The organism is Enterovibrio gelatinilyticus, from assembly GCF_028683095.1.
In the GTDB taxonomy this organism is placed as follows: Bacteria; Pseudomonadota; Gammaproteobacteria; order Enterobacterales; family Vibrionaceae; genus Enterovibrio; species Enterovibrio gelatinilyticus.
Genome location: NZ_JAJUBC010000005.1, coordinates 130,934 through 148,653 on the forward strand (window position 1 = coordinate 130,934; position 17,720 = coordinate 148,653).

Sequence of the window (17,720 nt, forward strand, 5' to 3'; positions counted from 1 at the left end):
AGGCTTTTAGCCCTTTATATTGAATGGTTATTCTTGCGTCTTTTTGGTGCTTTTATCAACAGCAGAAAGCACACCGCGCAAAATATTGAGCTCCTGACTTTCAGGGCGAGCGCGGTTAAATAGGCGACGCAATTTGGTCATCACCATTCCAGGGTGTGATTTATTGATGAATCCAGTTTTATCCAGCACATTTTCTAGGTGCACATAAAAGCGCTCTAGATCCTCAGCCAATGGGTATGGCTGCTCTTTCACTTCCCCCTGATAGGCTTGGCTATCTAGCCACGCCATTCGCGCTTCATAACATAGCGTTTGCACAGCCATCGCCAAGTTTAACGAACTGTATTCAGGGTTAGCAGGGATAGCCACATGGAAATGACAAGCTTGGAGCTCTTCATTGGTAAGCCCTGTTCTTTCACGGCCAAAAACCAATGCGACAGGATGATGTTGAGCTTCCTCTATCGCCTTCTTACCACATTCTCTTGAATCCAGCATTGGCCACTCGAGAGTGCGACTTCTTGCACTTGTACCAACAACCAAACCACAATCTGCCACCGCTTCTTCCACCGTATTAACGATGCGAGCATTGTTGGCAATATCGCTTGCACCTGCAGCGAGTGCGATAGCTTGACCATCTACTGTGCAGTCAGGAGAAACCAGCACCAAGTTTTTTAGGCCCATCACTTTCATTGCTCGGGCAGCCGAGCCGATGTTGCCAGAATGGGTGGTACCAACTAGTACAATTCGAATATTATCTAACATTTAGCGATCACTGAATTACGTCGAGGAAATCGGCTCAGCCCCCGCCGTACGGGGTTTGAGCATTAAGCCGCGAGATTCTACCACAGTGGTATTTGATTTACCCTTTTTACGCCCACCAACGAAAGCAGATGAGCAAAAAATAACCACTTCCCTTTTGCCGCAGCTCTGATATACTCGCCGCCGCTTTCCGTTCTTTAACATCCGTTGGGAAAATTGTATGCATCCTATGCTAAACATTGCCATTCGCGCTGCGCGAAAGGCTGGCGACTTTATCGCTAAATCTGCTGAAAACCCTGATAACGTAGAGGCCACTCAAAAAGGCACTAACGACTTCGTTACCAATATCGATACTTCTGCTGAGCACATTATTATCGATGTAATCAAGAAATCTTACCCTGACCACAGCATCGTTTCTGAAGAAGCGGGCGCTATCAAAGGTAAAGATGCTGATTACCAATGGATCATCGACCCACTGGATGGCACCACCAACTTCGTAAAAGGCATTCCACACTTCTCTGTGTCTATCGCTTTGCGCATCAAAGGCCGCACTGAAGTTGCGTGTGTTTACGATCCAATTCGCAACGAACTTTTCTCTGCACAACGCGGTTCTGGCGCACAGCTTAACAGCAAGCGTATCCGTGTAAGCAGCCCGAAAGACCTAACTGGCACCGTGCTAGCGACTGGTTTCCCGTACAAAGCAAAACAACACTCTGAAGGCTTTATCAAAGTTATCAGCGCACTGTTTATTGATTGTGCAGATTTCCGTCGTACTGGCTCTGCAGCACTAGATCTTTGTTACGTTGCAGCTGGCCGTGTAGATGGTTTCTTCGAGCTAGGCTTGAAACCTTGGGACATGGCTGCAGGCGAATTGATCGCTCGTGAAGCTGGCGCACTTTGCACCGACTTCTCTGGCGCGACTGATTACATGCAAACAGGCAACATTGTTTCTGCTAGCCCGAAAGTACTGAAAGGTATTTTGGCGAAAATTCGCGACAACGCGAATGAAGCAATGAAGAAATAAGATTCGTTAAGAATCAAAAAAACGGCGTCCTTCGGGGCGCCGTTTTTGTTTGTAGGGTAGGAAGAGCAAAATCAAAATACTGAATACTGAATACTGAGTCCTAGCTCCTAGCTCCTAGCTCCTAGAATCGTTAAGCCAAAATACTCGGCGCTCCAGCGACTTCAAGACACAAGATTAGGGTCTCTGGGAATTTTCATTCATGACTCAACGTGCTTCGTTCTTTTCCTCTTCCATAAAAAAATGGAGCCTTTCGGCTCCATTTTTTGCTACGACTGGCTCTAAGGCATCGCGTCGAATTCTTCGCCTTCTTTTTCTACTGGCGGCGGCGGTAGCAAGTGTTCACGGGTTAGACCCAATGACAATGCCAATGCCGATGCCACGTAAATAGAAGAGTAAGTACCCACAGTGATACCAATCAGCAACGCGGCAGCAAATCCATGAATCATTGCCCCGCCTTGCAAGAACAGTGCAACAACCACAAACAAGGTCGTGCCCGACGTAATAATGGTACGGCTCAAGGTCTGCGAAATGGATTCGTTCATGATATCCGCTGCATCACCCTTACGCATCTTGCGGAAGTTTTCACGTACGCGGTCAAACACAACAATCGTATCGTTGAGTGAGTAACCGACAACGGTCAACAACGCAGCAACAATGGTCAAATCTAGCTCAATCTGTAAGAAAGAGAAGATACCCAATGTAATGATGACGTCGTGCGCCAACGAGGCGACAGCACCTGTTGCCAAGCGCCATTCAAAGCGAACAGAAACATAAAGCAAGATACAGATTAACGATGCAATGATCGCCAAACCGCCCGCTTCGGTCAGTTCCTCACCCACGTTTGGACCAACAAACTCAATACGGCGCATTTCCACCGCTTGGCCTGTACCGGTTTTGATTGCGTTCAGGATCTGGTTGCCCAGCATCTCGCCTTTCATGTCATCACGAGGGCGAAGACGAACCATCACGTCGCGTGACGTACCAAAGTTTTGCACGATGGCATCGCCAAAACCTTTTTCAGCCAAAGAAGCACGAATGAGTGGCAAATCAGCAGGTTGTTCAAAACCGACTTCAATCAGCGTACCGCCCGTGAAATCTAGACCCCAGTTCAACCATTTGGTCGACAAGGTAAAGATTGACGCAGCAATCATCAGCGCTGACAGAATGTACGCAGGCTTGGTTAGGCGCATAAAGTCGAAATAGAAGTTTGGCTTTATCAGTTGAAACATTTTAATGCCTCCCTAAATCGACAATTTATCAACGCGTTTACCACCGTATACCAGGTTAACCAAGCAACGGGTCCCGATAATGGCAGTGAACATTGACGTTAGAATACCGATAGACAGAGTCACAGCGAAACCTTTCACTGGGCCTGTACCTACCGCAAACAAAATAATCGCCGTGATCAACGTGGTAATGTTCGCATCGGCAATGGTACTGAATGCGTTAGCATAACCTTGGTGAATCGCTTGTTGTGGGTTTCGCCCATCCAAGATTTCATCACGTATACGCTCAAATATCAGTACGTTGGCATCAATCGCCATACCGACGGTCAATACAATACCTGCTATACCTGGAAGCGTCATGGTCGCACCAGGGATCAGCGACATCACACCAATAATCAACACAACGTTAGCCAACAGTGCAATGTTTGCAAATAAGCCAAAACGACGGTAGTAAACGGCAGTAAACAGCATGACTGCAATCAAACCATACAGACAGGCTTTCACACCCATATCGATGTTTTGCTGACCCATTGATGGACCAATAGTACGCTCTTCAACGATAGAGATAGGTGCAATCAACGCACCTGCACGCAATAGCAAAGCAAGGTTATGCGCTTCAGGCTGAGAGTCGATGCCCGTGATACGGAAGTTACGCCCCAACGCCGTTTGAATGGTCGCTTGGTTGATCACTTCTTCATGCTTGGTGAGGATAATCTTACCATTTGCATCACGTTTACCGCTGTCTTTGTACTCAGCAAATACCGTTGCCATTAGCTTGCCAACGTTATTTTTACTGAACGCAGACATTTTGCTGCCGCCTTCGCTATCAAGCGAAATGTTTACCTGCGGACGGCTGTATTCATCAAAGCTTGAGCTAGCATCAGTGATGTGCGAACCACCGAGAATCACACGCTTCTTAACCACCACAGGGCGACCATCACGTGTTTGCTTAATTTCGCTGCCTGGAGGAACACGGCCTGCTGCCGCTGCTGCCAAATCTGCGCTGTCATCCACTTCACGGAATTCTAGCGTTGCAGTCGCACCCAAAATTTCCTTGGCACGCGCAGTGTCTTGTACACCTGGAAGCTCAACCACAATGCGGCTAGCGCCTTGGCGTTGAACAATCGGCTCGGCAACACCTAGCTCGTTAACACGGTTACGCAAAATAGTGATGTTTTGCTCAACGGCGTAGTTGCGGATCTCTTGAAGACGCTGCTCAGTGAACTTAGCAGAAACAGCAAAACGAGCACTATCGGTGGTAAACACCATATCTGGGTGCAGTTTCGCTAGCTCAGATTCAGCTTGATCCATATCGGCTTCGTTGCGGAAGCTAACATCGATGTTGTCATCACTACCAACACGGAGCCCGCGATAGCGAATCTTCGCTTCACGTAATTCAGTGCGGAAAGTATCTTCTTGCTGGCTAAGTAGCTTTTCCATTGCTGCGTCCATGTCCACTTCCATCAAGAAGTGCACACCACCGCGCAAGTCTAGGCCAAGTTTCATCGGGTTCGCACCGATAACTTCTAGCCAAGTTGGCGTTGCAGGGGCAAGGTTAAGCGCAACAACAAGTCCTTCATCCTTATAAGCGCCGTTTAATACGTCACGGGCTTCAATCTGCTGATCAGTGTTTTTGAAACGAACCAGAACGGTACCGTTTTCTAGAGCAAGAGATTGGTAAGAAATGTCGTCTTTTTCGAGGGTATTTTTGACGGAGTCCAGAGTCGAAAGATCAACCGAGGCGCCACGCGCCCCGGAGATTTGAACCGCTGGATCTTCACCGTAGATATTGGGAAGTGCATAGACAGCGCCGATGAGTAACACCAACACCACCATAATGTACTTCCACAAAGGATAACGGTTTAGCACTGCTATGATCCTTTATGGTTAACAGATTACAGCGACTGAATGGTGCCTTTTGGCATAACTGCAGTCACAAAATCCTTTTTGATGGTCACTTCGTTGTTGTCGCTAAGTGCGATAACGATGAAGTCATTGTCTTCAGAAATCTTAGTGATTTTGCCAACAAGGCCACCACCAGTAAGCACTTCATCCCCTTTACCCATAGATGCCATCAGGTTCTTGTGCTCTTTAACACGTTTTGCCTGCGGACGGTAAATCATGAAGTAGAAAATAACGGCAAACAGGCCAAGCATAATAAATAGCTGCATACCGCCACCCTGTGGTGCGCCTTCTGCTGCTGCATGAGCTTGTGAAATAAACATTCAGTCACGTCCTCGTATTAAATTGAACATTTTTAGCGATTTTGCCTCTCCGGCAACAAGTCATCGAAGAGGCAGAACTTCTTAGTCTTCTTTCAGCGGTGGCACTTCACGGCCACGGCGTTCGTAGAATTCTTTCACGAAGGTTTCTAATCTACCTTCGTCGATAGCGTTACGCAAACTCTCCATCAGACGCTGGTAGTAGCGTAGGTTGTGGATGGTGTTAAGACGAGCGCCAAGAATTTCATTACAACGATCAAGGTGATACAAATACGCCTTGCTGTAGTTGCGGCAAGTGTAACAGTCACACTCTGGATCCAGTGCAGTTGTGTCACTTTTATGCTTCGCATTACGGATCTTGATCACACCACCAGTCACAAACAAGTGGCCATTACGTGCATTTCGGGTTGGCATCACGCAGTCAAACATATCAATACCGCGGCGCACGCCTTCTACCAAGTCTTCCGGTTTGCCCACGCCCATCAAGTAACGTGGCTTGTCTTCCGGTAGTTTTGGACAGGTATGTTCCAACACGCGATGCATGTCTTCTTTTGGCTCACCAACAGCCAAACCACCCACGGCGTAACCATCAAAGCCGATATTCGTTAGGCCTTCAACCGATACATCACGCAAGTCTTCATAAACAGAACCTTGAATAATGCCGAATAACGCGTTCTTGTTGCCCATTTTGTCAAAATGATTACGGCTACGTTGTGCCCAACGTAAGCTCATTTCCATCGATTTTTTCGCTTCGTCGTGTGTTGCTGGGTATGGCGTACACTCGTCGAAAATCATCACGATATCTGAACCCAGATCGTACTGGATTTCCATCGACTTCTCGGCATCCATGAACACGCGATCGCCGTTTACTGGGTTACGAAAGTGAACACCTTCTTCCGTAATTTTACGGGTTTTACCCAAGCTAAATACTTGGAAGCCGCCTGAGTCTGTCAAGATAGGACCTTGCCAGTTCATGAAATCGTGCAAGTCGCCATGGGCGCGCATCACTTCTTGGCCCGGACGTAGCCACAAATGGAAGGTGTTACCCAGCAGAATTTGAGCACCAGTATCAGCCACTTCTTCTGGCGTCATACCTTTTACTGTGCCGTAAGTACCCACTGGCATGAATGCAGGGGTTTCTACCGTACCACGTTCGAAAACCAGACGACCACGACGTGCGCGGCCTTCTTTTTTAATCAGTTCGTATTTCACGATACCTCCGAAATGCCAGATAAACAGTCTGGCGAATATGTGTCTAATACCAATCGGATTAAGTAGGTGGTCATAAATTTGCGAAGGAACAATCGTCAAGAGCCAAGAAGAGATTGCAGTAAGTAGTTACTCTACTTGCAAAGTATCTGGCGCAGCTATTGTCGATTTTAACCAGCAAGAATGACTGAATATTTAATCTGATTGGTATAATGACACAGAGACAAAACTGGCTGCCAACTTAAAGAGCTGACAGCCAGTCAAAAAATTCTGTTCAATGACGTGGCACTCAAAAGACCATTGTCATTGCTCTTCAGCGTCAGCCTGAGATTATACCTCAGTCTGACGTGTCACAAACATCGCATCACCGTAACTAAAGAAGCGATAATCGTTATTAACGGCTTCATGGTATGCATTCATGACATGATCGTAACCCGCAAAAGACGATACCAGCATGATCAAGGTTGATTCTGGCAAGTGGAAATTCGTCACCAATGCATCAACAAGCTGCCACTCATAACCCGGGTAAATGAAGATTTTCGTATCATTAAAGAACGGCTTCAGTTCTGAGCCTTCTTGTTTCGCACTTTGCGCCGCGCTTTCCAGCGAACGTACAGAAGTTGTGCCCACTGCAATCACGCGATTCCCGCGCGCTTTAGCCGCCAACACAGCATCAACCACGTCTTGCGGTACTTCGGCATATTCTGCATGCATGATGTGATCGTTAATATCATCCACACGCACAGGTTGAAAGGTGCCAGCGCCAACGTGCAGAGTCACAAACGCCGTTTCAACGCCTTTTGCTTTTAACGCTGCCAGCATGTCTTCATCAAAATGCAGACCCGCAGTTGGCGCCGCGACGGCACCCGGCTTGGCGTTGTATACCGTCTGATAACGCTCTTTATCAGAATCTTCATCTGGACGGTCGATATATGGCGGCAATGGCATATGCCCGACTTGCTCAAGAATATCCAACACGGCTTGCTCGCCGCTGAACCGAATCTCAAACAGGGCATCATGGCGTGCAACCATTTCCGCTTCAAACTCATCATTTTCGCCTAGCAGTAATAGGTTGCCAGGTTTTGGGGACTTCGATGAACGTACGTGAGCCAAAATGGACTTATCATCCAGCACACGTTCCACCAGTATTTCAATCTTGCCACCCGATGCTTTTCGACCATACACACGCGCAGGGATAACGCGGGTGTTGTTAAACACCATCAGGTCACCCGGCTCAACGAGGTCTAATACATCGGTGAATTGTTTGTGGCTCAACTCGCCCGTGTTGCCATTGAGTTGCAACAAACGGCTCGCCGTACGATCCGGTTGCGGATAACGTGCGATCAGCGAATCTGGTAAGTCAAAATGAAAATCGGATACTTGCATTGAAAAAGCCCCATTCTGCAGCAGCCCGCTAGTATAGGGACACACGCTGCAATATCAAGCAAGATGGGGCTCGCTCACCAAAATTATGTCGAGCAAATTTGTCAGAAATTATGAAAAAGAGAAACGTCGACGCGCAGCAATAGCACTCACGACAATGAGAGAAAACCACGCGATGCTTCCACCTCCGCTAGTCGAAGATATATTAGAAGAGGGAGGGACAATCGGTGCATCTGGGTTTGAGTCATTCGGCGGTGCAGGCGTGGTTCTGTTAGCACGGGAAAAAATATCGCTTTCAAAGGTTTCATGAGGGCGCTGATACCCCCCTTTTATTAATGCATTTATCCAACCAAAATAATGACTGACTTGCGTAAATCCATCTTCCGTATTTGGGTCGCCGCAGCCATTGTATTTATGTCGAAAACTCACAACGCCAAGAAGGCGATAGCCTCTGTCGCTATCTCCGGCGTAACTTTGATCTTGCCAAACGAGTGGCCCGCCTGAGTCTCCATTGCATATGCCCGCACCTTCACTCTGATTGGCACACACGTAGGCATGGGCCTTAGCGGAGTGATAAACACCGCCAGTCATTACCCATCGACACTGCCTGTCTTCGACACCATCTAAATAGGTGAATTGCAAATATCGGCTTTGATAGCCATTGGTTGAAACTCGTCCCCAACCGGAAACCAATAAGTTATGTTGAACACCCGCAGAAAATTCAAGTTCAGCACTCGCATTCATACCAGCATCCGCTAAGGCAATGGGTTTTGCATGCTCAGGCAATGTGTCATTGAGGCGCAGCAATGCAATATCCCCGGTGAAGTTTGATGCATTGTAGTCAGGATGGATCCATAAACCAGAGGCAACTATCGCTCCACTTCGGTTGACTGAATCGTCAACTCCCAATGTCACATAGACATCCGAAGCCTTTAAGCCATCCTCCACGCAATGCGCTGCAGTCAGAACATAGCTTGTCTCATCCTCTGACGAAACAGACACCAAGGTGCCTCCACAAAGTGTCCCTTTACTCGTTGTAACAAGCACCTGCCAAGGCACATCTTCAATTGAAATCGTTGACCCTTTTACGATGGTTGGCATTTTGTCACTTGCAAAAGCTAATTGATTGCCCGTCACCATCCCAACTAGAGACATGAATACACTCAAAAATATTCGCTTCATCATTTTCACCCAATAAGTAGACAAGCAACTAACTATTGAGAAAACGTAACAATCAAGACAGCAGTGATCACTTACTAATTGGTCAAAAACCAACCAAGTGACTCTATTTTGAGTCGTATGTGTTAATAATCAAGACAAAGAAGCGCAAAACGCACCAAGCTGGTGCAATTAGTGGGTAGATAGGCAAAATGAAATGATGAGACGATGTGTTGAATGGTTTGCTGAGCGCAGGTCCGTTTACGAAGCAGGGTTGCTCGCCAACACGTTTGGCGAGCAAGTTTGTCAGGCGTTATGAATAGGAGACACGTCTACGCGCGGCAACCATGCCCACAAAGACGAATGATAACCAGCCAATAGAACCTCCACCGCCGCTACTCGGTGTTGGCAATATTGAATCAGCGTCAGAAGGATACACCGGCTTTACGGGGTTATCGGCATCAGGATTATAGTTGTATGCCGGATCAAAAATATCTACCGAAAACGTCGGCGATGGCTCGCTATATCCGCCGTCCATATTCAGATTAATCCAGTCATGGTAAGAGCTGATCTGCGTAAAAGCATCTTCAGAGTTGACACTTCCACAACCAAATTTGCTGCTTGAAAAGCTCACTATACCCACAGCGCGATAACCCAAATCTGCATCACCCGCATGGTTTTTATCTTGCCAAACTAAAGGTCCGCCTGAATCACCAGAGCATACCCCTGCGGTATAGGATTTATCTGCACAAATATAAGCATTAGAAAGTTCAGAATTGACCGGGCCAACCCCATTATTGTCATTCGTCCAATAGCATTGGTTATCGCTCACGCCATTCATTGTCGTTTTTAATAGCGCTGCGTTGATTTTGCCACCCGTAAATGTGGCTCCCCAGCCAGACACATATAAATTGTCTAAGGCCGCATTCTCAAACTCTTGATCCAGCTCAGATTGCCTTGCCGGTAACAGTAATTTTATAGGCTGAGTATTGGTAGGAAGCTTCCCGCTCAACTTCACCAGTGCAATATCTCCGGTAAATCGCTCGTTGTCGTAGTCGGGATAGGCAATAACTTTGGATACAGAAATGCCACTTCCTGCATAAGACAGCTGTTCAAAGCCCGCAAACACTCTCACATCGGCAGCGGAGAAACCTTCAATACAGTGCGCTGCCGTTAGCACATATTGATCAGAAATGATGATACCGCCACAAGCAAAATACCCCGTCTGGCTATTACCTATGTCGAGAAATACTTGCCATGGTGTCGATTCGATTGAAGCAAAACTACCCGAAACAATACGCGGTTCTTTAACGCCCTCTGCGGACACGGTACCAACCGATGCAAATATCGAAAGTGCCAGCGTTGCATTCCTTTGCCAACTTCTCATTCCTTGTCCCTCGCCAACTTATTTTTATAGTCAGCGGAGACCGTATCTCAACATTGTTTGAAGAAAAAGCGGGCAAACAAGAACATGCGGCATTTTCTCGACTTTACACAGATAAACCAGAAATGAGTCAACCTATACTTCGAGTCATTCGACGTATTGTTTCGTTCGTAGCGTTACGGGCACCTTGAAAATATTTCGGGCGAGAATGTGACGACTCGCAGCCATTATCGACAGCCATATCAGAATACCTAAACCCAGCGTACCGCCACCACCGCCACCCGATGACGAGGCGGTGACAACTTGAGAGCTATTACTCGCACAGCTACCCGTTTGGCAGCTGCTAATCCAACTACGGTAATTCGACACTTGTGTGTAAACATCAGGAAAGGAGGGAGACGCACATTGAAAATTAACGCCAAAACTGACTAAGCCCACCAGCGTAGCACCGGCATCTGAGTCTGCCGCGCGAGAAGGATCAAACCAAACCAACGGGCCACCTGAGTCGCCGTTACATGCACCTCGGCCTGATTCTTGGGCGCAAAAATACTTACTTTCATAATCGGCTACATCCGTTAATGTTACCCCCCAACTAGACGCACAAGCGCTGTCAGAGACCGTAGAAAGCGTGGCTTTTTGGAGATCATTGGTCGACGTATTGCGATTCACATCTATAAACCCCCACCCGGTCAACAGTAAGTCTTGCTGCGACAAATCGGCAGTGGCTTCCACCGCCGTTTGAACAGCGGTATCCGCCAACACAACACTTGATGCATTGCTATGAATAGACGAAGACAGTTTGATTAATGCGATGTCATTAGCCAACGTGGTTTTGTCGTAGCCGTTATGGGCGTGAATAGTATCAACGCTAGATTGGAAAGAGGCGAAACCCGCCCCATTAATGGTTGCCGTACCCGTATAGACCGAGACCGAATTTGCTGACGCCAATGAAAAATCGTCGTCATCGCCTCCAGTGTCTAGGCAGTGGGCTGCAGTTAGCACCCACTCATTGGCGATCACGACGCCACCACACATGAAACTCCCGATCCGCACAAATGCCTGCCAAGGGGCGTCTGAAATCACCGCATCACTTCCCCCTACCACATGAGGCTCGCGCTCTGCTCCCTGAGCAAAACTCGACAACAGCGTGAGTAGCAATAACGCAACGTATTTTCGCATTCCAAAAGTCCTTATCAGTATTAAACGTTCATCACGCACAGACATCCGTGTTGCTGCTGTTGATAGTGAGACAGTGAGCCTCCAAAAACATGGTCACGCAAATCTTTGATTCCGGTCACCTTTCATGTGCCTCAATTTGGCTACATTCGACATATACCCTTTATGTTTGTAAGCCTTTAGGAGGTTATATGCTAACCGTCAAAGAAATGATGACCCCAGAACCCATTACCTTGTCTTCTAAGCATACGATATATGACGCAAAATGCCTGATGGATTCCAAACGAATTCGCCATATTCCTATTGTATCTTCAAGCTATGAATTAGAAGGCATAATCACTCAAAGAGACATTCTCGCAGCCCAAAGCTCTAGCCTTGAAAACCTCGTCGGTAGCGACGACCCAATGCTGGCGACGTTAGTCCGTTTTACAAAGCCATCCTTGTTTACTGTCTCTCCGTCAGCATCATTAAAATCAGCCGCATTGTTTATGCAGCAACATAAAATTGGTTGCTTACCTGTTATTCAACATGATCATTTGGTCGGTATTATCACCGACTCTGATTTTGTTGCTATTGCCATTAACCTGCTCGAAATACAAGAAGACGCTGAGCCCATGGAGATAGAGGAAGCCGAGGAAGAAATGGCCTAGCCGCACGATTGAGTCGCGACAATACGAGGATTCTTCGTCATACTCGTTCGCTGATGAATCACGGTGCCATATGGACGGGCACTGACCAAGCGAGGCCGATTGAATTATCTTGCACACCTTCATGTTGCATCGCGTTGCGACAGTCAGTTGATGGGAAATTTGCTGGCAGATTTTGTGAAAGGGAAGCCTGATGGCATTTATTTGCCTGACACCGTCGATGGAATTTATCTGCATCGATTCGTTGATGGTTACATTGATGCCTTGCCGCAAATTAAGACCTGTCGAGCGCTATTTCCAAAAGCGCTCTATCGTTATAGTGCCATCGCGCTTGATATTTTTTGGGATCACGCTCTGGTCAAACACTGGTCAGCCTTTCATGACGTTCCACTGCATCGCTTTGTACATGATGCCCAAGCCTCTTGTCAGTTATCCGCAAAGAAAGAACCCAACGCGCTGCCCGAACGCTTCCTATTCATGTCTGAGAAAATGTGGCGTGAGCAATGGATCCAATCCTATGCGGATATCAACACCCTGCCATTTGTTCTAGAGCGCATGTCGACACGTAGCCCTCGCATGGCACCACTTGCTGATACCGCCTCAGTGCTTATCGCACATCAAGACCAACTGCTCGACGCCTTTCCCACCATCTACCAACACGTTCTAAAAGCCGCTTCAACGTTTTCGCGCTCAACGCCTAGGCGCATACCAAATTAAAAAGTGGCCGGGAAAAGCATAAAAAAAGCGACCCGAAGGTCGCTCAAAGCGTGGATTCTAGGGCTCGATTAATATGGCCCCTTTATACTCGTTTTAGTCACGTGTATTGGCTGTCTACACGTCAATTAAAACTGATCTTCTTCAGTCGAACCTGTCAGTGCAGTCACTGACGAGTTACCACCTTGAATGGTGTTCGTCATGGTATCAAAGTAACCCGTGCCCACTTCTTGCTGGTGCGCAACGAAGGTGTAACCACGCTCAGCAGCAGCAAACTCAGGACGTTGTACTTTCTCAACATAGTGGCGCATGCCTTCACCCTGTGCGTAAGCGTGAGCCAATTCGAACATGTTGTACCACATGTTATGAATACCCGCGAGAGTGATGAACTGGTACTTGTAACCCATGTCTGACAGCTCTTGCTGGAAGCGCGCAATCGTCTCTGAATCTAGGTTTTTCTCCCAGTTGAACGAAGGCGAGCAGTTGTATGCCAGCAGTTGGTCAGGGTATTTAGCATGAATCGCTTCCGCGAATTGACGTGCTTCTTCCAAATCAGGTTTTGCTGTTTCACACCAAATCAAGTCAGCATACGGTGCATAGGCTAGGCCGCGAGAAATCGCTTGTTCAATACCTGCACGTACTTTGTAGAAACCTTCAGCTGTACGCTCACCCACGATGAAGTCTTTATCGTACTCATCGCAATCAGAGGTAAGCAGGTCAGCCGCATTCGCATCGGTACGAGCGATCACAAGGGTGGTAGTGCCTGCAACATCAGCAGCAAGACGCGCTGCTACCAGTTTTTGAACGGCTTCTTGGGTAGGAACCAGCACCTTACCACCCATGTGACCACATTTTTTCACTGATGCTAACTGGTCTTCAAAGTGAACACCTGCCGCACCCGCTTCAATCATCGAACGCATCAGCTCGTAGGCATTCAAAACGCCACCAAAGCCTGCTTCAGCATCCGCAACGATAGGTAGGAAGTAATCTGTCCCTTCTTCTGGCGTACCACCTTTCGACCATTGGATTTGGTCAGCACGACGGAAAGAGTTATTGATACGTTTAACCACAGCGGGAACCGAATCTACAGGGTAGAGAGATTGGTCAGGGTACATGCTTGATGCCGTGTTGTTATCTGCAGCCACCTGCCAACCTGACAGATAAATCGCTTCAATACCGGCTTTCGCTTGTTGTACCGCTTGACCGCCAGTCAGTGCGCCCAAACAGTTCACATACCCTTTTTTCGCAGAACCGTTTACCAGCTCCCACAACTTGTCCGCACCACGTTGAGCAATTGTCTGCTCAGGGACGAAGGAACCACGCAGCGCAACAACTTCCTCTGCTGTATACGTTCGTTTTACATTTTTCCAGCGTGGGTTTTCTGCCCAGTCTGCGTTCAGTGCGTCGATTTGCTGCTGTCTTGTCTTCGTCATTGTGATTCCCTCTCTCAATGTGTTCCTAAACTTGGGTTAACTCGTCTTGGGTTTAAACTAAATCTCGGTTAAAAGCCTACGGCTTCTTAGTCCAGTAATTCATATCCGGATAAGGTTAAGAAATCAGCCAAATCATCACTGGTGGTCAGTTGTTCCATCATGCTGGCCGCCTGTTGATATTTCCCTTGATTGAATACCTCTTCACCTAACTCATTTCTAAGCACTGACATTTCTTCCGCCAGACAGTTTCTAAAGAAATCCGCTGTCACAATCTTGCCGTTACTCAGTGTCTTTTGATGCTTTATCCACTGCCAGATTGAGGCGCGTGAAATCTCCGCTGTTGCGGCATCTTCCATCAAGCCGTATATCGGCACACAGCCATTGCCTGAAATCCATGCCTCGATATATTGCACCGCCACACGAATGTTATGGCGCATACCGTCTTCAGTTCGCTCACCTTCACAAGGGGCAACCAGCTCTGCGGCTGTAATTAGCGCATCTTGCTCACGCGTCACATCCAGTTGGTTTTTGCGATCACCGAGCGCAGCATCAAACACGGCTTTTGCGGTGTCAGCCAACCCTGGATGTGCCACCCAGGTACCGTCATGACCATTGTTGGCTTCTAGTGACTTGTCGGTTTGAATTTTGTCTAGCACCCATGCATTTTTCTCAGGGTCTTTCGACGGAATAAATGCAGCCATTCCTCCCATCGCCATTGCACCGCGACGGTGACACGTTCTCACTAACAGTCGTGAATACGCGTTCAAGAACGGTTTTTCCATGGTCACTGCCTGACGATCAGGCAACACGCGGTCAGGGTGGTTTTTGAAGGTTTTGATATAACTAAAGATGTAATCCCAGCGCCCACAGTTCAACGCCACAATGTGGTCTTTTAAGTTGAACAAGATTTCATCCATCTCGAACACGGCAGGCAAGGTTTCTATCAGCACTGTCGCTTTAATGGTGCCTCGCGGCTGATTGAAATGATCTTCCGTGAAACAAAACACATCGTTCCACCACGCAGCTTCTTGGTGTGCTTGCAGCTTAGGCAGGTAGAAATAAGGGCCAGAACCGCTCTCGAGCAGGGCTTTATGATTTCGGTAGAAATACAAACCAAAGTCAAACAGCGCACCAGGGATGGGTTTTCCGTTCAGCAAAACGTGCTTTTCTTTCAGATGTAACCCACGAACGCGACAAATAAGCACCGCGGGATCGTCGTTTAGCGCATATTGCTTGCCGTTAGCGGGGTTTTCATAAGAGATAGTGCGATTAATGGCATCCGTTAAATTACGCTGTCCATCTAGCACAGGCCCCCAAGCCGGTGAAAATGAATCTTCAAAGTCTGCCATGAAGACTTTCACATTGGCGTTGAGTGCGTTAATCACCATTTTGCGTTCAGGTGGCCCGGTGATCTCTAAACGGCGATCTTGTAAATCACTTGGAATGCCGCGGATCTTCCATGAATCTTCACGGATATTGGCGGTATCACTCAGGAAGTCGGGTAACTCCCCTGTATCAAATTTTTCTTGACGCGCCACTCGTGCTGACAGTAATGCAGGCACGCGGTCTGCAAAGCGTATGGCCAACATATGGATAAATGACAGCGCGTCATCTGTTAGGACATCTGATTCTTTGTCCGTGATCGGCGGAACGAATGAAAGTTCCTGAGAAGCCTGTTGTGCGTGTGAATCCATAAATCGCCCTCCAATTCCATTTGTAACTAAATCACAACAACGTCAATTAACGCCTTACTGCTTCAATTGCTGTCATGTCGCCGAAACACGTCTTTAAGCTGACGTATTTCACGCGACACGTCAACACCACCAGTTGCATTAGACTTAAGTATAAAATGATTTTAATTCATAAATAACAATGAGTTAATAACAATTAGAGTTTTAACTCAAAACACTGAATTAAAACAATTCTCAGATTCTTCTTCCGTTTGTGATCATTTCATCCTTTAGTGCCATTTTTGTAACCACTTACGAAATTAAATTACCAAATGGCAACTATAGCGACTCAACAAAAATCTCTGTTTTAAACGTAGCAGCAGATCTGAGACTTTGCATAAATTCTTTTTATAACAAAAAGTTAACAATACATTGCAAGGTTATACGCTAACAATGGTTGGCACTAACCGCTTAATAATCTTAAAAAAATATGTCTCGATATCGACAGAATTTAATTTCAGAAATGCCACGGACTTACCGCCCATGAAACAGATTAATCATCCAATTAATGAAGGCGAAGCCGAGTAATCAACCAAAGTTGAGAAGAAAAGCAATGAGAGGTAAAGATTCTAGAAAAAGGAGAGGTAATTTTATCGTTTTAGGTCAGATAACGTATGGCTAACATAACGATGATCTTTGTAGCCAACCAACAAATCATCGTCAATTGGCAGACAAAGAAGGGGGGTATGACGCGTCAAAGTAAGGTTTTAACCAAATCAGCCAATGCTTCGAAGGTGGGTTTTCGGCTCGATGTAGGGCGCCAAACCAAACCAATGTCTCGATACGCTTTGCGACCAGGCGGTTCAACAACCACAAGACCAAGGTTATCTAACAAACCGTGTTTAATGGCCATTTGCGGAATAAATGTCGACCCCAAGCCATTGGCGACCATTTGTACCAGAGTATGCAAACTGGTTGCAGAGAAGGGGTTAATCTTGGCTGTCGATGTTAACTGACAGGCTGACACAGCGTGATCCGTCAAGCAGTGCTCGCGCTCAAGCAAGAAAACAGATTCATCGGGCAAATCAGCATAACGTATGGGAACATTCACCTTGTCTGCCTGCGATTTGCTTAAAACCATTTTGAATGCATCCGCCCCCACAACACGGCTTTCCATACCGCCAATGTCTACGGGCAGTGCCAATATCAACACGTCCATTTCTCCGCTTTTCAGGGCAGCCATCAAGTTCACAGTGGTGTCTTCACGCAACAGCAAATCAAGCTCAGGAAAATGCTGGTTCACCGCGCACACCAAATCACACAATAAAAACGGTGCAATGGTAGGAATACATCCCACGCGAAGCTTCCCCTGCATAGGGCGCTCTTTGACTTGCGTGAGCTCCATCAGATCTTGGCTACGCGCCAAAATCTCTCGGCTTCGCACAACCACGTCTTCACCGATACTCGAAAAAACCAGCGTTTTGTTATCGCGCTCAATAAGCTGAGTACCAATCAGATCTTCTAAGTTCTGAATACCGGAACTTAGTGTAGACTGGCTAACGAAACACTGTTTGGCCGCCTCACCAAAGTGACGCGTCTCATGCAGTGTCACGAGATAATGGAGCTGTTTGAGAGAAGGGAATTTTGTCATCGATTTTTCCGATTGCAATAATCTATTAAATTCGCTTTTTCCAATCTAACAGTTCCACTATAGTTTG

15 protein-coding genes are annotated in these 17,720 nt (G+C 47.1%); 3 read left to right on the forward strand and 12 right to left on the reverse strand.

Going from position 1 to position 17,720, the window contains the following annotated elements:
• Positions 1 to 27: 27 nt before the first annotated feature.
• Positions 28 to 759, reverse strand: coding sequence for a tRNA (cytosine(32)/uridine(32)-2'-O)-methyltransferase TrmJ (gene trmJ, locus LRP50_RS06300; protein WP_274163618.1), 732 nt, complete (start codon positions 757 to 759; stop codon positions 28 to 30).
• A gap of 217 nt (positions 760 to 976) precedes the next feature.
• On the opposite strand from trmJ, the gene suhB reads away from it, so the two are divergent.
• Positions 977 to 1,780, forward strand: a complete 804-nt coding sequence (gene suhB / locus LRP50_RS06305) for an inositol-1-monophosphatase (RefSeq protein WP_028023729.1) — start codon at positions 977 to 979, stop codon at positions 1,778 to 1,780.
• A gap of 278 nt (positions 1,781 to 2,058) precedes the next feature.
• Here the strand turns inward: suhB and secF are convergent, their stop codons facing one another.
• The 8 genes from secF to LRP50_RS06345 form a co-directional block, all read right to left on the reverse strand.
• Positions 2,059 to 3,009, reverse strand: coding sequence for a protein translocase subunit SecF (secF, locus tag LRP50_RS06310; protein WP_274163619.1), 951 nt, complete (start codon positions 3,007 to 3,009; stop codon positions 2,059 to 2,061).
• 12 nt (positions 3,010 to 3,021) lie between these two features.
• On the reverse strand, positions 3,022 to 4,875 hold the full coding sequence (secD, locus tag LRP50_RS06315) for a protein translocase subunit SecD (RefSeq protein WP_274163620.1): 1,854 nt from the start codon (positions 4,873 to 4,875) through the stop codon (positions 3,022 to 3,024).
• Positions 4,876 to 4,901: 26 nt separating this feature from the next.
• Positions 4,902 to 5,231: a preprotein translocase subunit YajC gene (gene yajC / locus LRP50_RS06320; RefSeq protein WP_028023732.1), complete on the reverse strand. Its 330-nt coding sequence runs from the start codon at positions 5,229 to 5,231 to the stop codon at positions 4,902 to 4,904.
• Positions 5,232 to 5,312: 81 nt separating this feature from the next.
• Positions 5,313 to 6,440 carry a tRNA guanosine(34) transglycosylase Tgt gene (tgt, locus tag LRP50_RS06325; protein ID WP_028023733.1) on the reverse strand — a complete coding sequence of 376 codons (1,128 nt, stop codon included), beginning with the start codon at positions 6,438 to 6,440 and terminating at the stop codon, positions 5,313 to 5,315.
• A 327-nt stretch (positions 6,441 to 6,767) separates the two neighbouring features.
• Positions 6,768 to 7,823: a tRNA preQ1(34) S-adenosylmethionine ribosyltransferase-isomerase QueA gene (queA, locus tag LRP50_RS06330; RefSeq protein ID WP_274163621.1), complete on the reverse strand. Its 1,056-nt coding sequence runs from the start codon at positions 7,821 to 7,823 to the stop codon at positions 6,768 to 6,770.
• A 108-nt stretch (positions 7,824 to 7,931) separates the two neighbouring features.
• A complete protein-coding gene (locus LRP50_RS06335; protein WP_274163622.1) occupies positions 7,932 to 8,975 on the reverse strand; it encodes a serine protease in 1,044 nt (347 codons plus the stop codon).
• A gap of 316 nt (positions 8,976 to 9,291) precedes the next feature.
• Positions 9,292 to 10,365, reverse strand: a complete 1,074-nt coding sequence (locus LRP50_RS06340; protein WP_274163623.1) for a serine protease — start codon at positions 10,363 to 10,365, stop codon at positions 9,292 to 9,294.
• 144 nt (positions 10,366 to 10,509) lie between these two features.
• Positions 10,510 to 11,541 carry a S1 family serine peptidase gene (locus tag LRP50_RS06345; protein ID WP_274163624.1) on the reverse strand — a complete coding sequence of 344 codons (1,032 nt, stop codon included), beginning with the start codon at positions 11,539 to 11,541 and terminating at the stop codon, positions 10,510 to 10,512.
• A gap of 188 nt (positions 11,542 to 11,729) precedes the next feature.
• On the opposite strand from LRP50_RS06345, the gene LRP50_RS06350 reads away from it, so the two are divergent.
• Positions 11,730 to 12,188: a CBS domain-containing protein gene (locus LRP50_RS06350; RefSeq protein WP_274163625.1), complete on the forward strand. Its 459-nt coding sequence runs from the start codon at positions 11,730 to 11,732 to the stop codon at positions 12,186 to 12,188.
• A 99-nt stretch (positions 12,189 to 12,287) separates the two neighbouring features.
• Positions 12,288 to 12,902, forward strand: coding sequence for an acyl carrier protein phosphodiesterase (locus tag LRP50_RS06355; protein WP_274163626.1), 615 nt, complete (start codon positions 12,288 to 12,290; stop codon positions 12,900 to 12,902).
• A 125-nt stretch (positions 12,903 to 13,027) separates the two neighbouring features.
• Here the strand turns inward: LRP50_RS06355 and aceA are convergent, their stop codons facing one another.
• The 3 genes from aceA to LRP50_RS06370 form a co-directional block, all read right to left on the reverse strand.
• Positions 13,028 to 14,332: an isocitrate lyase gene (gene aceA / locus LRP50_RS06360; protein ID WP_274163627.1), complete on the reverse strand. Its 1,305-nt coding sequence runs from the start codon at positions 14,330 to 14,332 to the stop codon at positions 13,028 to 13,030.
• A gap of 86 nt (positions 14,333 to 14,418) precedes the next feature.
• The gene (gene aceB, locus LRP50_RS06365) at positions 14,419 to 16,026 is read right to left on the reverse strand and encodes a malate synthase A (protein ID WP_274163628.1); all 1,608 of its coding nucleotides are present in this window, start codon (positions 16,024 to 16,026) and stop codon (positions 14,419 to 14,421) included.
• A 730-nt stretch (positions 16,027 to 16,756) separates the two neighbouring features.
• Positions 16,757 to 17,653 (reverse strand): hydrogen peroxide-inducible genes activator, encoded by an 897-nt coding sequence (locus LRP50_RS06370; RefSeq protein ID WP_274163629.1) that lies wholly within the window; start codon positions 17,651 to 17,653, stop codon positions 16,757 to 16,759.
• Between the last annotated feature and the right edge of the window lie 67 nt (positions 17,654 to 17,720).

Bases quoted from the DNA above. Each gene is read 5' to 3' on its own strand.
- LRP50_RS06335 (WP_274163622.1), bottom strand. From the start codon at position 8,975: ATGTCTCTAGTTGGGATGGTGACGGGCAATCAATTAGCTTTTGCAAGT.
- aceB (WP_274163628.1), bottom strand. From the start codon at position 16,026: ATGGATTCACACGCACAACAGGCTTCTCAGGAACTTTCATTCGTTCCG.
- LRP50_RS06350 (WP_274163625.1), top strand. From the start codon at position 11,730: ATGCTAACCGTCAAAGAAATGATGACCCCAGAACCCATTACCTTGTCT.
- LRP50_RS06340 (WP_274163623.1), bottom strand. From the start codon at position 10,365: ATGAGAAGTTGGCAAAGGAATGCAACGCTGGCACTTTCGATATTTGCA.
- secF (WP_274163619.1), bottom strand. From the start codon at position 3,009: ATGTTTCAACTGATAAAGCCAAACTTCTATTTCGACTTTATGCGCCTA.
- LRP50_RS06345 (WP_274163624.1), bottom strand. From the start codon at position 11,541: ATGCGAAAATACGTTGCGTTATTGCTACTCACGCTGTTGTCGAGTTTT.
- LRP50_RS06370 (WP_274163629.1), bottom strand. From the start codon at position 17,653: ATGACAAAATTCCCTTCTCTCAAACAGCTCCATTATCTCGTGACACTG.
- aceA (WP_274163627.1), bottom strand. From the start codon at position 14,332: ATGACGAAGACAAGACAGCAGCAAATCGACGCACTGAACGCAGACTGG.
- queA (WP_274163621.1), bottom strand. From the start codon at position 7,823: ATGCAAGTATCCGATTTTCATTTTGACTTACCAGATTCGCTGATCGCA.
- suhB (WP_028023729.1), top strand. From the start codon at position 977: ATGCATCCTATGCTAAACATTGCCATTCGCGCTGCGCGAAAGGCTGGC.
- trmJ (WP_274163618.1), bottom strand. From the start codon at position 759: ATGTTAGATAATATTCGAATTGTACTAGTTGGTACCACCCATTCTGGC.
- yajC (WP_028023732.1), bottom strand. From the start codon at position 5,231: ATGTTTATTTCACAAGCTCATGCAGCAGCAGAAGGCGCACCACAGGGT.